At 63.5% G+C, this 17,669-nt stretch carries 13 protein-coding genes; 3 read left to right on the top strand and 10 right to left on the bottom strand.

What is annotated here, in order from left to right; translation table 11 throughout:
* Positions 1 to 72: 72 nt before the first annotated feature.
* The 3 genes from AX725_RS17345 to AX725_RS17335 all read right to left on the bottom strand — a co-directional run bounded on the left by AX725_RS17345 (position 73) and on the right by AX725_RS17335 (position 5,264).
* Positions 73 to 2,799 (bottom strand): TonB-dependent receptor domain-containing protein, encoded by a 2,727-nt coding sequence (locus AX725_RS17345; protein ID WP_060978732.1) that lies wholly within the window; start codon positions 2,797 to 2,799, stop codon positions 73 to 75.
* 76 nt (positions 2,800 to 2,875) lie between these two features.
* Positions 2,876 to 4,426: a beta-helix domain-containing protein gene (locus AX725_RS17340; RefSeq protein ID WP_060978760.1), complete on the bottom strand. Its 1,551-nt coding sequence runs from the start codon at positions 4,424 to 4,426 to the stop codon at positions 2,876 to 2,878.
* Between the two features lie 427 nt (positions 4,427 to 4,853).
* Positions 4,854 to 5,264 carry a tetratricopeptide repeat protein gene (locus tag AX725_RS17335; protein WP_060978733.1) on the bottom strand — a complete coding sequence of 137 codons (411 nt, stop codon included), beginning with the start codon at positions 5,262 to 5,264 and terminating at the stop codon, positions 4,854 to 4,856.
* Between the two features lie 208 nt (positions 5,265 to 5,472).
* Between AX725_RS17335 and AX725_RS17330 the strand changes: the two genes are divergently transcribed.
* Together AX725_RS17330 and AX725_RS17325 are read left to right on the top strand one after the other, a co-directional pair.
* Positions 5,473 to 7,158 (top strand): alkaline phosphatase D family protein, encoded by a 1,686-nt coding sequence (locus AX725_RS17330; RefSeq protein WP_060978734.1) that lies wholly within the window; start codon positions 5,473 to 5,475, stop codon positions 7,156 to 7,158.
* Positions 7,159 to 7,320: 162 nt separating this feature from the next.
* Positions 7,321 to 9,519 carry a M13 family metallopeptidase gene (locus AX725_RS17325; protein ID WP_060978735.1) on the top strand — a complete coding sequence of 733 codons (2,199 nt, stop codon included), beginning with the start codon at positions 7,321 to 7,323 and terminating at the stop codon, positions 9,517 to 9,519.
* A 76-nt stretch (positions 9,520 to 9,595) separates the two neighbouring features.
* On the opposite strand, the gene AX725_RS17320 is transcribed toward AX725_RS17325, so the two are convergent.
* From AX725_RS17320 to AX725_RS17290, 7 genes are all read right to left on the bottom strand, one after another.
* Entirely contained in the window at positions 9,596 to 9,910 is a 315-nt protein-coding gene (locus tag AX725_RS17320) for an HPF/RaiA family ribosome-associated protein (RefSeq protein ID WP_060978736.1), read from the bottom strand.
* A 3-nt stretch (positions 9,911 to 9,913) separates the two neighbouring features.
* The gene (locus tag AX725_RS17315) at positions 9,914 to 10,150 is read right to left on the bottom strand and encodes a hypothetical protein (protein WP_060978737.1); all 237 of its coding nucleotides are present in this window, start codon (positions 10,148 to 10,150) and stop codon (positions 9,914 to 9,916) included.
* Positions 10,151 to 10,432: 282 nt separating this feature from the next.
* On the bottom strand, positions 10,433 to 11,836 hold the full coding sequence (locus AX725_RS17310) for a PQQ-dependent sugar dehydrogenase (protein WP_060978738.1): 1,404 nt from the start codon (positions 11,834 to 11,836) through the stop codon (positions 10,433 to 10,435).
* Between the two features lie 41 nt (positions 11,837 to 11,877).
* On the bottom strand, positions 11,878 to 12,609 hold the full coding sequence (locus AX725_RS17305; protein WP_060978739.1) for a proteasome-type protease: 732 nt from the start codon (positions 12,607 to 12,609) through the stop codon (positions 11,878 to 11,880).
* Between the two features lie 222 nt (positions 12,610 to 12,831).
* Positions 12,832 to 13,647, bottom strand: a complete 816-nt coding sequence (locus tag AX725_RS17300) for a transglutaminase family protein (protein WP_060978740.1) — start codon at positions 13,645 to 13,647, stop codon at positions 12,832 to 12,834.
* A 36-nt stretch (positions 13,648 to 13,683) separates the two neighbouring features.
* Positions 13,684 to 14,625 (bottom strand): alpha-E domain-containing protein, encoded by a 942-nt coding sequence (locus AX725_RS17295; RefSeq protein WP_060978741.1) that lies wholly within the window; start codon positions 14,623 to 14,625, stop codon positions 13,684 to 13,686.
* A gap of 31 nt (positions 14,626 to 14,656) precedes the next feature.
* Entirely contained in the window at positions 14,657 to 16,084 is a 1,428-nt protein-coding gene (locus tag AX725_RS17290; protein ID WP_060978742.1) for a circularly permuted type 2 ATP-grasp protein, read from the bottom strand.
* A gap of 155 nt (positions 16,085 to 16,239) precedes the next feature.
* Between AX725_RS17290 and AX725_RS17285 the strand changes: the two genes are divergently transcribed.
* On the top strand, positions 16,240 to 17,367 hold the full coding sequence (locus AX725_RS17285; RefSeq protein WP_197418028.1) for a DUF2891 domain-containing protein: 1,128 nt from the start codon (positions 16,240 to 16,242) through the stop codon (positions 17,365 to 17,367).
* Positions 17,368 to 17,669 lie beyond the last annotated feature (302 nt).

The following is a 17,669-nucleotide window of genomic DNA, read 5'->3' as shown; positions in this document are numbered from 1 at the left end:
CGAACGAAAAAGGGGAGCCGGTGCGGTGCCCGGCTCCCCCTTTCATGTTCTGATGGGCGGACGCCCGCGTGATCAGAATTCCAGCGAAGCGCTGATCTGGAAGCCGCGGCCGATCTCATAGGCGTTGTTGAGGATCAGCGAGCGGTTGAGCTGCTGGAACTCGACATAGTCGGTGCTCAGCAGGTTGCGCGCCTCGAACTTCAGCTCGCCCGTCCGGTTGAACAGCTTGAAGCCTTCGCGCCAGACGAAGTCCAGCCGCGGGCCGGTATATTCGACAAAGTCAGGCTGGCCGGCCGGACCGCGATTGGTCACGCGGTTGCTGTTCCACGACAGCAGAATGGTCTGCTGCGACAGCCGTTCGCCGGTGCTTTCCATGCCGAACTGGATGTTGGCGATATGGTCCGACTGGCCGGTCAACGCAAAGCCGCCGGTGCGGAAGATGGTCGAAGCCGCCACCATCGCGCCGCTCAGCGGGTCGGCGATCATGTCCTGCGCGGTCACCTTCACGTCCGAATTGGTATAGGTATAGTTGGCTGCGATCAGCATCCGGCGCTCTTCAAAGAACGTGCCGCCCAGATCGATCAGGTCGAAGAACTTCACCAGTTCGATTTCCGCACCATAAAGCGTCGCCTTGGGTGCATTGGCGAAGGTGGTGAAGAAGTTGTCGCCCTGACGGAAGCCCAGGTTTTCGATCGGGTCCTTGATGTCCTTGTAGAAGATCGCGGCGGTCAGGCGCTGGTCACGTTCGAAATACCATTCGAAGCGCGATTCCAGGTTGATCAGGCGGCTGTTCTTCAGGAACGGGTTGCCGAAGAACGTGCGGTCGAATTCGAGGTCGAGATATTGCTGCGGCGCGAGTTCGCGGAATTGCGGGCGGGCAATGGTCTTCGACGCCGCGAAACGCAGCTGCATGTTCTCGGCCAGGTTCCAGGTCAGCGTCGCGGCCGGCAGCCAGTCGTCCTTCTTGATGCTGGTGGGCACCAGATTGGCGCTGCCCAGACCGAACAGGTCGATCGGCTGAACGAACTGGTCGCCGTCCTCATAGCGGACACCCGCCTGCAGGCGCAGGCTGTCGGCCAGCTCTGCCTCGAACTGCAGATAGCCGGCATGGACTTCCAGCCCGGCGTCATAGGCCGCCGCACCGTTCGAACCCGAGGTTTCGAACAGGCGCACGTCGAAGGTGTAGACGTTGAAGTCCGACAGCAGGAAATCGGGACGCTGCTGCGACACGGCAAAGGGCAGCGGGCCCTGGCCGCTCAGGAAGCGGAAGTCGCGGCGGATCGACGTGCGATCGTTCTTGTAATAGGCATAGCCCGCCGTGAAGGTGATCGGCACGCCGATATCGGTCTCATAGGCCAGATCGACATTCGCGCCGTAGACATTGTCATCGAGATCGCTGAACGCGATGCGTGCGCCCTCGCCCGCCGACTGCAGGTCGTTGACGAAATCGTTCGCGGCGGCGCTGAACGTATAGTCGAAGGTCCGCTCGTACGGCGCTTCGCGCTGCGAATTGGCATAGCTGCCGCGGAAGTTCAGGCGGAAGTCGTCGAACTTCATCTCGCCGACAAACTGGGTGTTGATCAGCTGGCGTTCGAACCAGGTGGTACGGCTGCGATTGATCAGGCGCGTATCGGTGATGCGCGCGTCGATGCCTTCGCGGATCGAGGCGTCCTTCACCGTGTCGCGGATGAACACGTTGGTCCATTTGAACTTGTGCTCGCCCACGTCTGCCGTGACACCGAACAGCCCGTTGACCACGATGCGGTTTTCGGTCGTCAGATAGTTGAAGTTGATGTCCGGCAGCAGCGCGTCGACACCATTTTGCGGCACGATGCCCTGCGAAATCTGCTGCACGCCGCCGCGCGTACGCCAGGTGTTGTTGATGCCGGCTGCACCGACAATGCCGATATTGACATCGCCGACGAGGAAGTTCGTCGCGCCGCTGAGCTGGCCCGAGAAATTGACCGGAATGTTGTTGTTGCGCTGAATGAGCGAGGTGTTGGCATTGGCCAGGCTGGCGGTCAGGTCACGCACCTGCGCGGCGGTGAAATTGGCGCCGGCGGTGATGGGATTGCCCGAGGCAAAGGCGTTACGCAGGTTGCGCGGCAGCGTGCGCGCGCCATTGTCGAAACCGGTGAAGTCGGTCGACGAACCGAAATAGGTATAGCCGACCTCGCCGGTGGTGATCGTGTCGCCGCCGGTGCTGAACTCGATCTTGAAGAACGGGTCGCGCGGTACCGACTTGGTGGTGAGGTTGATCGCGCCGCCACCGAACTCGCCGGGATAATCGACCGAATAGCTCTTCTGGATAGTGGTCGAGGCGATGACGCTGGTCGGGAAGATGTCGAGCGGCACCGTGCGGCGCAGCGGATCGGGCGAGGTCAGCGGCGATCCGTTCATCAGCGCGAGCGAATAGCGCTCGCCCAGGCCGCGGACGAACACGAAGCGGCCACCGACGACGCTGAGACCGGTCACGCGCTGCAGCGACCCGGCAATATCGCCATCGGCGGTGCGCGCGATATCGGCTTCGCTCAGCACCGACACCACTTCGGGCGTCGATTTGATCACATTGGGGATGAAGACACCGCGCACCACGATTTCGCTGTTGCCGCCGGCACCCGGACCCGAAATCTCGATATCGTCTTCGGCCGGCACGTCTTCGGCCGGGGCATCGGCAGCGGGGGCGGCGGGAGCATCGGCCTGGGGCGCGGGCGCCTCCTGGGCAAAGGCCGCCGGCGAAACCAGCGCCGAGCTGACCATCAGCAATGCAGCGAATGAAAGCGGCGTGAACTTCGCCATATGTCCCTCCAGAAATTCAAAAAAGGGGCGGCGGCGTGGTGTCGCCGCCGCCCCGTAACCGGTCAGCGGATCGCTATCAGGTGGTCGGAATGCTCGGCACGGCGGTGCATGCCGGGGTCGAGCTGTAGAGGCCGCAGGTCCAGCCCTGGAAGCGCGTGTCAGCCGCATCGCGCACCGCACCGATATAGGTGACGGCGGTGTAGAAGCTGTTGATCGCGGTCACGTTGAACACCGGACGCGCGGTTTCGTTCGCGCCGTTGATGAAGATGCCCGACAGCGTCGAGGTGCCGTTGGTGATGTTGTTGGTGCCACCCGTGAACAGCGCCTGGATCGCCGCGACGGTGACGTTGCCATCGTCGGTAAAGGCGTTGGGGCAGCTCAGGAACACCGATTCGAAGCGCGGCGGACCAGCTTCGTCGCCTGCGCCCGCGGTGCCGGTTGGCTGCACGGTCACGGCCGAGTCGACATCGAGGCACCAGCCGGGACCGGTGATGACGCTGTTGAACGCGGCAAAGTCCATGCCGCCACGCAGCAGGATCGCGGCTTCGTCAGCCGTGGTCTGGGTCGATACGAAGGTCGCGTTCGACATCGACCAGGCGGTGCGCGGCTCGGCCTGCTCGTTGCCGTTCGAATCGCCTTCGATCACGTGGTTGGCGCTGGCGGTCTGGATGCCGAGCAGGAACTGGTTGAAGCCCTTGTAGCCGAGGTCCATGTCGAACGTGTCGTCGTCATTGCCCAGCCCGACCAGGTTGCGGCCATTGACGCGTCCGCCGAACCATTCGATGCCGTCGTCCGAGCTGTTATAGACCTGCACGTTCTGGAAGAAGGTGCCCGAGCCGACGCCTGCCAGCGTGATGCCGTTGAGCTCGTTGCCCGGCTGGACCTCGAAGCCCGAATAGCGGACCTGGAAGAAGGCGATGCGGCCGCTATTGTCGGTCGGCACCGCGCCGCCATAGTTGGCGTTGGTACCTTCCACCACACCCGAGCAATCGGTGCGGGTGCCGCCGGGGTTGGTCGGCGAACCGGTGGCGCAGTCGGACAGCGGCGCACGGCCGAGGATCACGACACCGCCCCACAGGCCCTTGGAATTGGCCGTTGCGGTTCCGGTGATGTTGTCACGCGCGGTGAAGATGATCGGACGATCGGCGGTGCCTTCGGCGAACAGCTGCGAGCCGCGATTGACCAGCAGGAAGTCGGCGCCCGACGAACCGAAGAAGGTCACGCCCGGCTCGATGGTCAGAATGGCGGGGGTGCCGGTGCTGGCGGTGGGGCCAACATCGATGCCGACCTGGACGCGGCCCGATAGCGAATAGATGGTGCCGGCGCGACGCGGGATCACCAGGTTGGTGGTGATGGTGCCCGAAAGCTGGCAGTTGCGGACGACCGCGCCGCCGCCGGTGGTGATGGTGCCGACATTGGCGGTGCCATTGGGGCAGTCGGCAGCCGGGCCGGTAGGGGTCGGCGTCGGGGTCGGCGTCGGAGTCGGAGCCGGGGCAGGTGCCGGAGCGGGGGCGGGAACGACGATGGTGCCTTCGCCGGGCGAGGCGACATCATCAGCACCGCAGGCCGAAACCGCGAGCGCGGCCACCGAAACCATCAGGACCGAACGAACACGTGCATTAAGCATCTTGGAATCTCCGCAAATCAGGACAGCGATCGCTGTCAGCCTTTTGAGGAACGAGCGGAGATGAGCTGATTCCACCCCCTGGAACACCGTTCGGGGCGGCAGATAGGCAGCCATGATGACCCGGCGGGGCCATTTCCATGACAGAGCAGCGACAGGAATATGACTCTTTGGAGTCTTATGTGAAAATTGTGCGACAAACGCCGCGCCCGAGTGACCAAACTCTTGGTTTTCGGCACGTTAGGCCAATGGCCTGAGCGGCGGACAGGGCATTGCAAACAATTGCCGAGCGCACGGGCGGCGTGCAGATGAAGCGATTATGCGTGCCTTGCGTGGCCAATGTGTCACATTGGCTCATCCACAAGACAAGACCCGACCGGATTGTCTCCGGCCGGGTCGGTTCTGTCAGCCCCTGATGGGCGGAGCGCGATCAGCGGCTGGCATAGCCCTGGTCGAGACGACGCAGCGCGTGCCGTGCAGCGACGCGGCTGTCCATCACCCGCCCATCGGACAGGATCACGTCGAACGAGCGCTCGGCATCGATCGCGGCCTGATAATGGCTGCGCGCCTGGGCGAGATCGCCCATCTTGGCATAGGCCAGACCCATGTTGATCAGCCGGGCGGGATCGCGCCGGGCGGAAGGAGAAACCTGTTGCTCGGCCGCCTGCATCTGTTCGAGCGCGACCGGATAATTGCCCTTGAGCAGCGCGGCATAGCCGAGCGAGCCGCTCTCATAGCCGATTTCGTTCGCCGCCGCCCGGTTCTGCACAGGCTGGGCAATTGCCGGAGCAGCCATACCGAGGGCGGCCAGCGCCGCGAATGTGATAACTTTGGTGTTCATGTCAGCATATCCTTTCCGTGTGTGACGAGTGAAATGCTACGCTTATGTGACACCCATGGCAATATGAATGTCACATAAATTACTCCTTAATGTCATATTTCTGTAATTTTCACGGACTGGACGATTGTCACACGCCCGCAATGTCCCTTGACCAAAAGGCGCCCGCGCTGTCCGATGGACGCAAACACAACACGAGAGGGGCGTGCCCATGACCATGACGATCGATCGCCGACTGCTGCTCAAGGCCGGAACCTTCGGGCTTGCGGCGCTTTCGCTGCCCGGCGCAGCGCTCGCCTTTGCATCGGCCCGCGGCTTCACCCATGGCGTGGCGAGCGGCGAGCCCTCCGCCGATTCGGTGCTGCTGTGGACGCGCTATGTCGCAGACAATGACGCGCGCCTCACCGCCGAGCTCTCCGCGACGCCTGATTTTGCGAAGGTTGTCGGCGGCGGATCGGTCACCGCCAGCGGCGCGCGCGACCATATCGCCAAGATCACCGTGCGCGGCCTCAAGCCCGGCAGCTGGTATTATTACCGCTTCGTGGCCGCAGACGGATCCAAGTCGCCCGTGGGCCGCACGCGCACCTTGCCGAAGGGCGAAACGCAGGCGTTCAATCTTGGCGTCTTTTCCTGCTCCAACCTGCCCTTCGGCTGGTTCAACGCCTATGGCCATGCGGCTGCGCGCAAGGATATCGACCTCGCGCTGCACCTGGGCGATTATATCTACGAATATGGCCCGGACGTGTACCCGACGCGCACGCAGGCGCTGGCCGGTCGTCTGGTCCAGCCCGATCACGAGATGATCACGCTCGCCGACTATCGCCTGCGCTATGCCAGCTACAGGCTCGATCCCGATCTGCAGGCGCTGCACCAGAGCGTGCCGATGATCGCAATGTGGGACGATCACGAGATTGCCAACGACGCCTGGAAGGGTGGCGCGCAGAACCATCAGGACGGGGTCGAGGGCGACTATGCCACCCGCCGCCGCATTGCCGAGCAGGTCTATCGCGAATGGATGCCGGTGGCCGACCTCAGCCCCGGCGATACGCTGTGGACCAGCTATCAGATCGGCAATCTCGCGACGATCATCCGCACCGAAAGCCGCCTGTCGGGCCGCGACAAGCCCGCCGAGCTGGCCGAGGCCTTTGCCGGTGGCGGCGATCTGGCCAAGGCGCTGGCGAAATTCCGCGACGAGACCTGGATGGACCCGAGCCGCCACATGCTGGGCGACGACCAGGCGCGCTGGCTGGGCGAGCAGTTCAAGGCATCGAAGGCATCGGGCACGCGCTGGCAGGTATGGGCGCAGCAATGCGTGATGGGGTCGATGAAGCTGCCGATGGAAACCGCCGATTGGGTGCCAAAGGATGCGCCCGAGATCGTGCGCACCCGCTCGGCCGCCGGCCTCGCCGCGAGCAAGGCGGGGCTGCCGTTCAACATGGACGCCTGGGACGGCTATCCGGTCCAGCGCGAGGCGCTGCTCAAGTCGGCCCAGGCCGCGGATGCCGATCTGGTCGTGCTCTCGGGCGACAGCCACAACGCCTGGGGCTTCGATCTGGCCGCCGATGGCAAGCCGGCGGGCGTCGAATTTGCAGGGCATTCGGTCAGCTCGCCGGGCTTCGAGACCTATGCGCCGACGGTATCGCCCAAGGATGTTGCGGGCGCGCTGGTGCGGGGCAATTCGCAGCTCAAATGGGCCGATACCAGCAGCCGCGGCTACATGACCGTGAACCTGACCCAGGATCGCGCCACCTCGAACTGGCACGCGATGCGCACCATCCGCGAACATACGCTTGACCTTGCCGGAACCGAAAGCCGCAGCGTGCTGCCGGGCCGCAAGGTCCTGGCCGAGCCCGGCTGGTCGCGCTGGAGCCCTGCGGACGCCACGCTGTCGGTCTGATCGTCCAAGCCGTTTGTCGACGACAAACGACCGCCTGCCGAAAAGCTTTGCAGCCCCTGGGGGGTCCGATTACGTTTGAAACCATCATCGCCTCCCGCACGCTGCGGGTCGATGGCAAGCGCCCGTATGTCCGGGCCTTCAGACACCATCCGGGGAGCTAAAATGGTCAAGAATTTCCTGCTTGCGTCCGCTGCGCTGGTCGCACTCGCGGCGGCACCCGCCCAGGCGCATGAGCACGATGCCCAGCCGGGCGATATCGATACGCTGATCGAGGCCGAAGCCGCGGGCGATACCGCCAGCGGCGGCACCACCGATGCGGAAGGCATCACCACCACCGCGCGCGATTTCTGGGGCACCTGGGGCGTCGACACGACGCTGATGAACCCCGCGGTCAAGCCGGGCGACGATTTCTACGCCTATGTCAACGGCAAGTGGCTCGACACGTTCGAGATCCCGGCCGACCGCGCGCGCTATGGTGCCTTCACCCTGCTCGCCGAAAAGTCCGAGCAGCGCGTGCGCAAGATCATCGACGAGCTCGCGGCGACCAAGCCCGCGATCGACACCGGAGCCGGCAAGGTCGCCGCGTTCTACAACGCCTATCTCGATACCGCCGCGATCGATGCTGCCGGCCTTGCCCCTGCCCAGCCCTATCTCGACAAGATCAAGGCGGTGAAGACGCGCGAGGATCTGGCCAAGCTGTTCGGCACGCCCGGCTTCCGCAGCCCGGTGGCCGGTTTCGTCGACATCGATTCCAAGCAGACCGACAAGTATATCTTCCAGGTCACCCAGGCGGGCCTCGGCATGCCCGACCGCGACTATTATCTCGTCGACAGCGAGGCGAACCTCAAGGTCCGCGCCGCCTATATGCAGTATCTGACCTTCCTGCTCGGCAAGGCAGGCTATGCCGACCCGGCCAAGGCGGCGCAGATGGTCTATGACCTCGAAAAGGCGATCGCGACCGAGCATTGGGACCGCGCCATCGGCCGCAACCGCAACATCACCTATAACAAGCTGAGCAAGGCCGAAATGCTCGCGCTGGGCAACGGCTTCCCGGTCGAGACCTTCATCAAGACCGTGGGTGTCGATGGACAGCAGGAATATGTCGTGCGCCAGCTCAGCCCGACCGCCGAAGAAATCGCGACGGAGAAGCTGACCCCCGAACAGGTGGCGAAGCTGGGCAGCGGCATTCCCGGCCTGTTCAAGCTCGCCAACACCGCGCCGATCGAGGCCTGGCAGGCCTGGCTGGCAGCCGGCTTCCTTTCGAACGCTGCCAGCGTGCTGCCTTCGGACATCGATGCCGCCAATTTCGCGTTCTACGGCACCGTGCTCGGCGGCCAGAAGCAGCAGCGCGAGCGCTGGCAGCGCGGCGTCGCCGCGGTCGAGGGATCGATGGGCGAGATCGTCGGCAAGATCTATGCGGACCGCTATTTCCCGGCGGAAAACAAGGCCGCGATGGACGAGCTGGTCGGCAACCTCCGCAAGGCGATGGCCGCCAATCTCAACGACATCAAGTGGATGGGCGAGGCGACCAAGGTCGAGGCGCGGCAGAAGCTCGCCAAGTTCACCCCCAAGATCGGCTATACCGAAAAGTTCGAAACCTATGACACGCTGACGATCATGCCGGGCAAGGCGCTGGACAATGCGATCGCGGCGGGCACCTGGGCCTATCGAGACAATCTGTCCAAGCTCGGCAAGCCGATCGACAAGACCGAATGGTTCATGCTGCCGCAGACGGTGAACGCCTATTATTCGCCACCGCGCAACGAGATCGTCTTCCCCGCCGCGATCCTGCAGCCGCCCTTTTTCAACCTTTCGGCGGACCCGGCGGTGAACTACGGCGCGATTGGCGGTGTCATCGGCCATGAAATGGGCCATGGCTTTGACGATCAGGGTTCCAAGTCGGACGGCGACGGCGTGCTGCGCGATTGGTGGACGCCCGAAGATCAGGCCAATTTCAAGAAGCTGACCAGCGCGCTCGTCGCCCAGTACAGCGCGCTTTGCCCGCTCGACGATGGCAAGACCTGCGTCAACGGCGCGCTGACGCTCGGCGAGAATATCGGCGATGTCGGCGGGCTCTCGATGGCCTATCGCGCATACAAGATCCACCTCAACGGCAAGGAAGACAAAGTGATCGACGGGCTGACCGGCGACCAGCGATTCTTCATGGCCTGGGCGCAAGTATGGCGGAACAAGTCGCGCGACGAATATCTGCGCCAGCAGCTCAACACCGATCCGCACTCGCCGCCCAACTATCGCGCCAACGGCACCGTTCGCAATTTCGACGAATGGTACAAGGCGTTCAACGTCAAGCCAGGTGACGCGCTCTACCTGCCGCCGGAACAGCGCATCCGCATCTGGTAAGCGCGTTGGTCTGACACAAGAAAGGCCCGCTGTCATTGCCGTGACAGCGGGCCTTTTTCGTTGGAATTTATGGCAATCAGTGCGTGCGCAACTTGCCGAAATGCGTATCGAGCAGCGCCTGCATCTTGTCCGAGGCGTCGCGGATCGCGCTCTCGACCTGCCCCGCATTGCCCTTGACCGTCACCGGTTTGCCGCCCTCTGGCCGCGCCTCCAGCGTGCAGACGATATCGTCGCTGCCGCCCTTGGGGCCGTTCACGTCGGCGAGATGGACCTCGACGCGCGACAGGCGACCCGAAAAGCGGTTCAGCCGCGACTGGATGATTTCTTCGGCCTGGGCCGCCAGCGCTTCATCGCCGGTAATGCGATTGTCGGTGTTGAACTGGATATGCATGGATCAGCGGACCTTTCTGGAACGTTCGAGAACCGGGCGATGGCCTTCGGCGTCGAGAGCGCCCATCGGCGGGTCGTGATCGCTTGGGCCGTCGATGCGGCCCTGATGTGCGGTATCGGTCTGGCGATCCAGATATTCCGGATCGTCGCGCTGCGCATCCTGCTCTTTCAGCTTGAGCGCCTTCTCCGCCAGGCGCACCTGATCGGGCGCGGGCGAGGTATTTTCGTTCGTATCGGTCATGCAGGATTTACGCGGGAGATGGGCGCACGTTCCTGCTTTTCACGCCCAATTCTCATGCTCGCTGCAGGAGCGAGAGGGAGTGTCAAAAATATCTCCTCCCCTTTGATGGGGGAGGCTGCGGAGACTTGGCTGCTTGCAGCCTATGTCGCAGCGGTTGGGGGTGATGGTGCGTTTAAATGATTGGGTTCGATGGCTCATTGGCTGCCTGATCCGGCGCGATCACCCCCACCCCACCCTCCCCCATCAAGGAGGAGGGCTTTGGGAAGCGATCGCCAACGAAGCTCAGCGCATCGCGGTCTCGACCGGCCTTGCTTTGACCTGCGGGTTGCTTACCCGCCAGACGATGCCCGAGACGTCATCGGTGACCAGCAGCGCGCCCTTGCTGTCGATTGTGACATCGGTCGGGCGGCCCTTGGCATCGCCGCTCTTGGTCAGGAAGCCCGAGAGTATGTTGACCGGCAACCCGCTGATGACCTTGCCCTTGGCATCGCGCGTGACTGCGGGACGACCGTTCTCTCCGAACGGAACGAACACCACCTTGTAGCCCGAGGCGGGCTTGCGGTTCCACGATCCGTGCAACGCAACGAACGCGCCATTGGCAAAGCCGGTACCCAGGGCCGCCTTGCTCGCAAAGGTCAGGCCCAGCGGCGCGACATGCGTGCCGAGCGCGTAATCGGGACGCCGGGTATATTCGCGCAGCTCGGGACGGCGCGGCTCGACGCGGAAATCCTCGTAACCACCCCAGTAATTCCACGGCCAGCCAAAATGCATGCCGGCTTCCACCTTGGTGAGGTAGTCAGGGACGAGGTCCGATCCCAGCATGTCGCGTTCGTTGACCACCGTCCAAAGCGCGTCCGAATTGGGCTCCCACGCCATGCCGACCGGGTTGCGCAGACCGACCGCAAAGTCGCGCTTCTTGCCGGTCGCGAGGTCGAGTTCGATGATCCGCGCGCGGCCCTTCTCGACCTCGAGCCCCTTTTCGGCGACGTTCGACGCTGAGCCGATCGCCACATAGAGCTTGGTGCCATCTTCATTGGCGATTAGGTTGCGCGTCCAGTGGTTGTTGGGCTTCTGCGCGGGCAGGCTCAGCACCTTGCGCCCCTTGGCGGTGATCTTCGTCTGCCCTTCGGAATAGGGAAAGGCCATGACGGCGTCGGTGTTCGCGACATAGAGCGTGTCGCCGATCAGCACCATGCCATAAGGCGAGTTCAGTCCTTCGAGAAACGGCGTCTTGGTCTCGGCCTTGCCGTCGCCATCGCTGTCGCGCAGCAGCGAGATGCGGTTGGCCGATTTGACGCCCGCGCCCGCCTTGTTCATCAGCAGGCGCATCACCATGCCTTCGATGCCGGGATTTTCGCGCGGCGGGCTGTTGGTTTCGGCGACCAGCACATCGCCATTGGGCAACACCAGCATCGATCGCGGATGATCGAGCCCATCGGCAAAACGCGCCACCTGCAGCCCTTCGGCCGCCTTGGGGGCTTCGTTCGGGCCCCAGGGCTTCACATCGGCAACGTTGATCGTCGGGAAGATTTCCTTGCGCGGCGCGGTGATTTCCGGCGACGGGCCGCTGACCTCGGCGATATCGAGCTGCGCCTTGTCACCGCTCAGGAAATACCAGCCGGCACCCCCGACAACCGCTGTCGTGAGGCCCAGAAAAATGAGGATGTTGCGCGTCTTGGTTTTCATGGCCCCAAATTAGGGCGCAGCCCCAGCGGGCGCAAGCGGCATCACCCGGTATAATCGGGCAGTGAGTGGAACGCGCTCTTCAGGGCATCGCTCCACTGGTCGGCGATCAGGTTGTAATAGGGATCGCTCGCCTGAATGCGCCGGTTGCGCCCGGCAAAGCTGTTGGCGGCATAGATCTGCAGATCGAGCGGCAGCGCCACCGACAGGTTTGCCTTGATCGTCGAATCGAACGACACCATCAGCAGCTTGATCGCGTCATGAAACGACATGTCGCGATCATAAGCGCGCACCAGAATGGGGCGCCCGTATTTGGTCTCGCCGATCTGGAAGAAGGGCGTGTCGTCGCCCGCCTCGATGAAATTGCCCTCGGGGTAGATCATGAACAGCTTGGGCTCCATGCCGTTGATCTGGCCGCCCACGATGATCGAGGCACTGAACGTGGAAGACGCGCTTTCTCCCGCAATCGCGCGCGTCCGCGCAATCTCGTCGCGCAACGTCTCGCCGATGATCCGCGCGACCTGGAACATGGTCGGCGCTTCCATGATCGAAGGCTTGCGCTCGGCTGGAGCCTTGGTCCGTTCCTCGAGCACGCTGATCACACCCTGAGTGGTCGCAAGATTGCCCGCCGTCATCAGTGTTATGTAGCGATCGCCCGGCTTTTCCCAGGTGAACATCTTCTTGAACGTGCTGATATTGTCGACGCCCGAGTTCGTCCGGGTGTCCGACATGAACACCAGCCCCTTGTCCAGGCGCATCCCGACGCAATATGTCATAGGAGCGTCCTCCCCCTTCATTCGCATGACGCGCATAAGGCGTTAAGCGCAACAATCGGTCAAGCGGCAATGGGCTTTGTGGAAAAGTCGGGTTGCGCTGCCCGCTGCGCCATCAACACCGTCATTCCCGCGAACGCGGGAATCCCGCTTCTGTTGCCTTGCCGATGAAAATAGCAGGACCTCCGCCTTCGCGGGGGTGATGGGCCAAGCACAGTAGTGGTTCTACTGCTGGACCTGCTGCACCTGCAGCGTCACCGTCATCGCCTCGTTGCCGCGCCCGAAGGTAATGCCCGCGATCGGCGCGGCCTCGCGATAATCGAGCCCGGTCGCGACGCGGACATAACGCTCGTCCGGCGAATAGCCGTTGGAGACATCGAACCCGACCCAGCCGAGGCCTTGCGCATGGACCTCTGCCCAGCCGTGCCCGGCATCCTGATCGACCCGGTCGTTCATCAGCAGATAGCCGCTGACATAGCGCGCCGGATAGCCCAGCATGCGCGCGAGCGTGATGAACAGATGCGCATGGTCCTGGCACACGCCGTGCCCGGCGTTCAGCGCCTCTTCCGCAGTCGTGGTAACGCCGGTCTGCCCGACCTGATAGGCCACCGCACCGCGCACCAGTGCCGACAGCGCGTGCAGCCGCGGCGCATCGCCGCTGCTGGTGCCGGGGTCCTCGAACTGGCGCAGCAGCTTGCGGATCGCGGGGCCCGGCCTGGTGAACGGGGTCTCCCGCTTGAAATACCAGAGCGGCGCCGAGCCGATATGCTGGCCGACCATCCCGGCATGATCGCTGGTCTCGACCTCGCCCTCGCACTGGATGATGATCTCATGCTGGTCGGGATCGAAGCTGAACAGCTCGACATGGTTGTTGTGGTGATCGTAGAATTCGACCTGCTTGGTGCCGCCATCGACATTGGTCGTCCAGCGGATCACCTTCTGCCCGTGCGAATCCTTGGGGATCATGCGCAGCCGCTGCAGCGCATAGGGCATGGGCGTGTCGTAATGATAGCTTGTCCTGTGGACGATGTGCAGCCGCATGAGTGACCCGTAACCCCTGTAAAATTCCGCCCCGCCTCAATGATAGAAGCGGAATTCCTGCTCGATCTGCGCCGAGATGCTGTTGTTGCGCTTGATGAAATCCTGGATGAACTGGTGCAGCCCATTATCGACGATCATGTCGATATTGGTGTTGGCCAGTTCCTGGCTGAGCCCTGCGGCCTGGTGAAGGCTGTCGCCTGCCCCGCCATATTCGCGCGCGATCGCTTCGAGCGCGCTCGCCATCCGGCTGGCACAGAAGGACAGCGAGCGCGGCATCACCTGGTCGAGGATCATGAACTGCGCGATGTTGCGCGGGTTCGTCTCGCCAGGGTTCAGCCAGCGGAACGCCCGATAGGCCGAGACCGAGCGCAGGATCGTCTCCCACTGCACATTGTCGAGGCTCGATCCGACATAGGACAGCGAGGGCAGCAGCACGTAATATTTGACGTCGAGGATGCGCGCGGTGCTGTCCGCCCGCTCGACGAACGTGCCCAATTGCGCGAAGAAATAGATGTCGTTGCGCATCATCGTGCCGCTCTGCGCGCCGCGCACCTGCGCACTCTGCTGGCGGATGAGGCTCAGCACATCAGGCAGTTCATTGTCCGAAATCTGGGTCCGCAGCGCTTCCTTCAGCGTCATCCAGCATTCGTTCGTCGCCTCCCACACCTCGCGGGTCAGCGCGGTGCGCACCAGCCGTGCATTGTTGCGCGCGGCCTCGATCACCGAGAGCACGCTCGACGGATTGGTCTTGTCGCGCAACAGGAAGTTGATGACGCTAGAGCCATCGACCTTGTCATAGCGCTGCGCATAGGCCTGGCGGACGCCTGCGGTGGTCAGTACCGAGGCCCATTCGTCCTCGGCGGCTTCCGATCGCGTCAATGCGATGCGGAAACCGGCATCGACCAGCCGCGCGATATTCTCGCTGCGCTCGAGATAGCGCTGCATCCAGAACAGGCCGCCTGCGGTCTTGCCCAGCATCAGCGCGCCTCCTTGATCTTGGCACCGGCGGTCATTCGTCGAGCACCCAGCTGTCCTTGGTGCCGCCGCCCTGGCTGGAATTGACCACGAGCGATCCTTTCTTGAGCGCGACGCGGGTCAGGCCGCCGGGCGTGATGTCGATGCCATTGGGCGAAACGAGCACGAAGGGCCTCAAGTCGACATGGCGCGGGGCGAGCCCCTGGCGCGTCATGATCGGCACGGTGGACAGCGACAGCGTGGGCTGCGCGATATAATTGCCGGGCCGTGCCTTCAACTTGGCCCGGAAGGCCGCGATCTCCTTGCGGCTCGCCGCCGGGCCGACCAGCATGCCGTAACCGCCCGATCCGTGGACCTCCTTGACCACCAGCTCGTCGAGATGCTCCATCACATAAGCGAGCGAATCGGCTTCGGAACAGCGCCAGGTCGGCACGTTCTCGAGGATCGCCTTTTCGCCGGTATAGAATTCGACGATTTCGGGCATGTAGCTGTAGATCGCCTTGTCGTCCGAAATCCCGGTGCCGGGCGCATTGGCGATGGTGATGCCGCCTGCACGGTACACGTCCATGATGCCCGGAACGCCGAGCGCGGAATCGGGGCGGAAGGTGAGCGGATCGAGAAAATCGTCATCGACGCGGCGATAGAGCACATCGATCGCGCGATAACCCTGCGTCGTGCGCATCGCCACCCGGCCATCGACCACGCGCAGGTCATGCCCCTCGACCAGTTCCGCCCCCATCTGGTCGGCGAGGAAGCTGTGCTCGAAATAGGCGCTGTTGTGGATGCCGGGCGTGAGCACCGCGATCTCGGGCGGGCCGTTGCATGCGCGTGGCGCGCTGGCGGCGAGCGAGCGGCGCAGCTTGCGCGGATAGTCCGACACCTCGCGCACCCGCACCTTGCGGAACAGCTCCGGGAACATGTGCAGCATCGTCTCGCGATTTTCGAGCATGTACGATACGCCCGACGGGGTGCGTGCATTGTCCTCGAGCACATAGAACTGGTCGGGCCCGGTGCGGACGATATCGACGCCAATGATATGCGTGTAGATGCCGCCGGGCGGGTCCATGCCGATCATCTGCGGCAGAAACGCCTCGTTCTTCGCGATCAGCTCGACCGGGATACGGCCCGCGCGCAGGATTTCCTGGCGGTGATAGATATCGTGCAGGAACGCGTTGATCGCGCGCACGCGCTGCTCGATGCCGCGGCTGAGGCGCGCCCATTCGCGGCCCGAGATGATGCGCGGCACGATGTCGAACGGGATCAGCCGTTCGCTCGCCTCTTCCTCGCCATAAACCGCGAAGGTGATGCCGGTGCGGCGGAAGAAATTCTCCGCATCGCGCGCCTTGGTGCGGAGGCGGGATGCATCCTGGGCGCCATACCATTCGCAAAATTCGCTATAGGGAGCGCGCACCGAACCATCGGGCAGCAGCATCTCGTCAAAGTGCGGTTTATCCCCTGTCATTGACATAAAATGTGACAGCTATTGTGCAGTGCCGCAAGACAGGAAATGCGCCGCCATCGCGGTCATCCTTTCAGTCGATTTCGTGGCTTGCGATCCTTGTCTTGGCCCCGCTTCTGGTGTGTATTCGCTCAAGGACGCTGGAAAGGGACACGGCATTGAGAAACTGGACGGGGCTGGCACTGGCCGGCGTTTTGCTGATCGCGGGTTGCGGATCGCCCGGAACGAGGAGCGAGGAAGAAGCCGTCGCGATCCCCGAGGCGCGGCCCGATGCGGTGAACGATCGCTTCGCCCGGCTGGCGCTGACCTGCGTGCACAAGGAATATCCCAACAAGATTTCGCACGTGATGAACGACGACGGCGACGCGAAGCCGCCGCGCGAGCTGACGCCCGCCTTTTACGGCTGTTTCGACTGGCATTCGTCGGTGCACGGCCACTGGCTGCTGGTGCGCATCCTCAAGACCGATTCCAAGTCGCCGATGAAGCCCGCGATCCTCGCCGCGCTGGATCGCAGCTTCACCACGGAGAATATCGCGGCCGAGCTCAAATATATCGAGGGCGAGGGCCGCAAGGGCTTCGAGCGGCCCTATGGCACTGCCTGGTTCCTGCAGCTGGTCGCCGAGCTCGACGAGAGCGAGGACCCGAAGCTCAAGGCCTGGCGCGAGACGCTGCGCCCGCTCGAGCAGAAGATCGTCGGCGAGACCGAGGCTTGGCTGCCCAAGCTCGCCTATCCGATCCGGCTGGGCACGCATAACCAGAGCGCCTTTGCCTTCGGCCTGATGCTCGATTATGCGCGGCGGGTGAAGAACGGTGCGTTCGAGAAGCAACTCGTCGCAAAGTCGCTCGAGTTCCACCGCAGCGACGTCAATTGCCCGCTCGCCTATGAACCTTCAGGCGAGGACTTCCTCTCCCCCTGTCTGATGGAGGCCGACCTGATGCGCCGCGTGATGCCGCAGGCCGAATATGCCGCGTGGCTGGCCAAGTTTCTGCCGCAGATCCCGACGGACGGCTCGACCGGCTGGCTCACGCCCGGCGAGGTGCGTGATCCCACCGACGGCAAGCTGGTCCATCTCGACGGCGTCAACCTCTCGCGCGCCTGGGCGATGGAGGGAATCGCCAGCGCGCTACCGAAGGACGACCCGCGCGTGCCTGCGCTGCTCGCGACCGCCAAGCTCCACGCAGACAGCGGGCTGAAGGCGGTCAGCGACAAGAATTACGAAGGCAGCCACTGGCTCGGCAGCTTCGCGACGTATCTGACGACGAAGCGGGGGATTAGCGGGAGCTAGGTGCACACGCCACGCACCCAACCCCGCTCAGCCTGAGCCTGTCGAAGGCCCCGCGCCGAAGCTTGCGATATGACCATGCTGCTTTCCGGCGAAAGCCGGAATCCAGGGCGATCTCAATGCCATCTGGATTCTGGACTCCGGCTTTCGCCGGAGAACGGCTGCGCTAAGGGAGAGGGATGCGCGGGGCCTTCGACAAGCTCAGGCTGAGCGGGGTTTGGGGGCATATGGCATTGACACACCAAGCCCTGCGGGCACCCGTCCCGTAAGTGGGAGAGGAGAAGCTTGGGCTCAGCCGTTACCCC

This window comes from Blastomonas sp. CCH9-A1 (assembly GCF_001557175.1).
GTDB lineage: Bacteria > Pseudomonadota > Alphaproteobacteria > Sphingomonadales > Sphingomonadaceae > Blastomonas > Blastomonas delafieldii_A.
The sequence above is the reverse complement of the archived record's forward strand: the minus strand, read 5'-3'. Positions and strand labels throughout refer to the sequence as shown.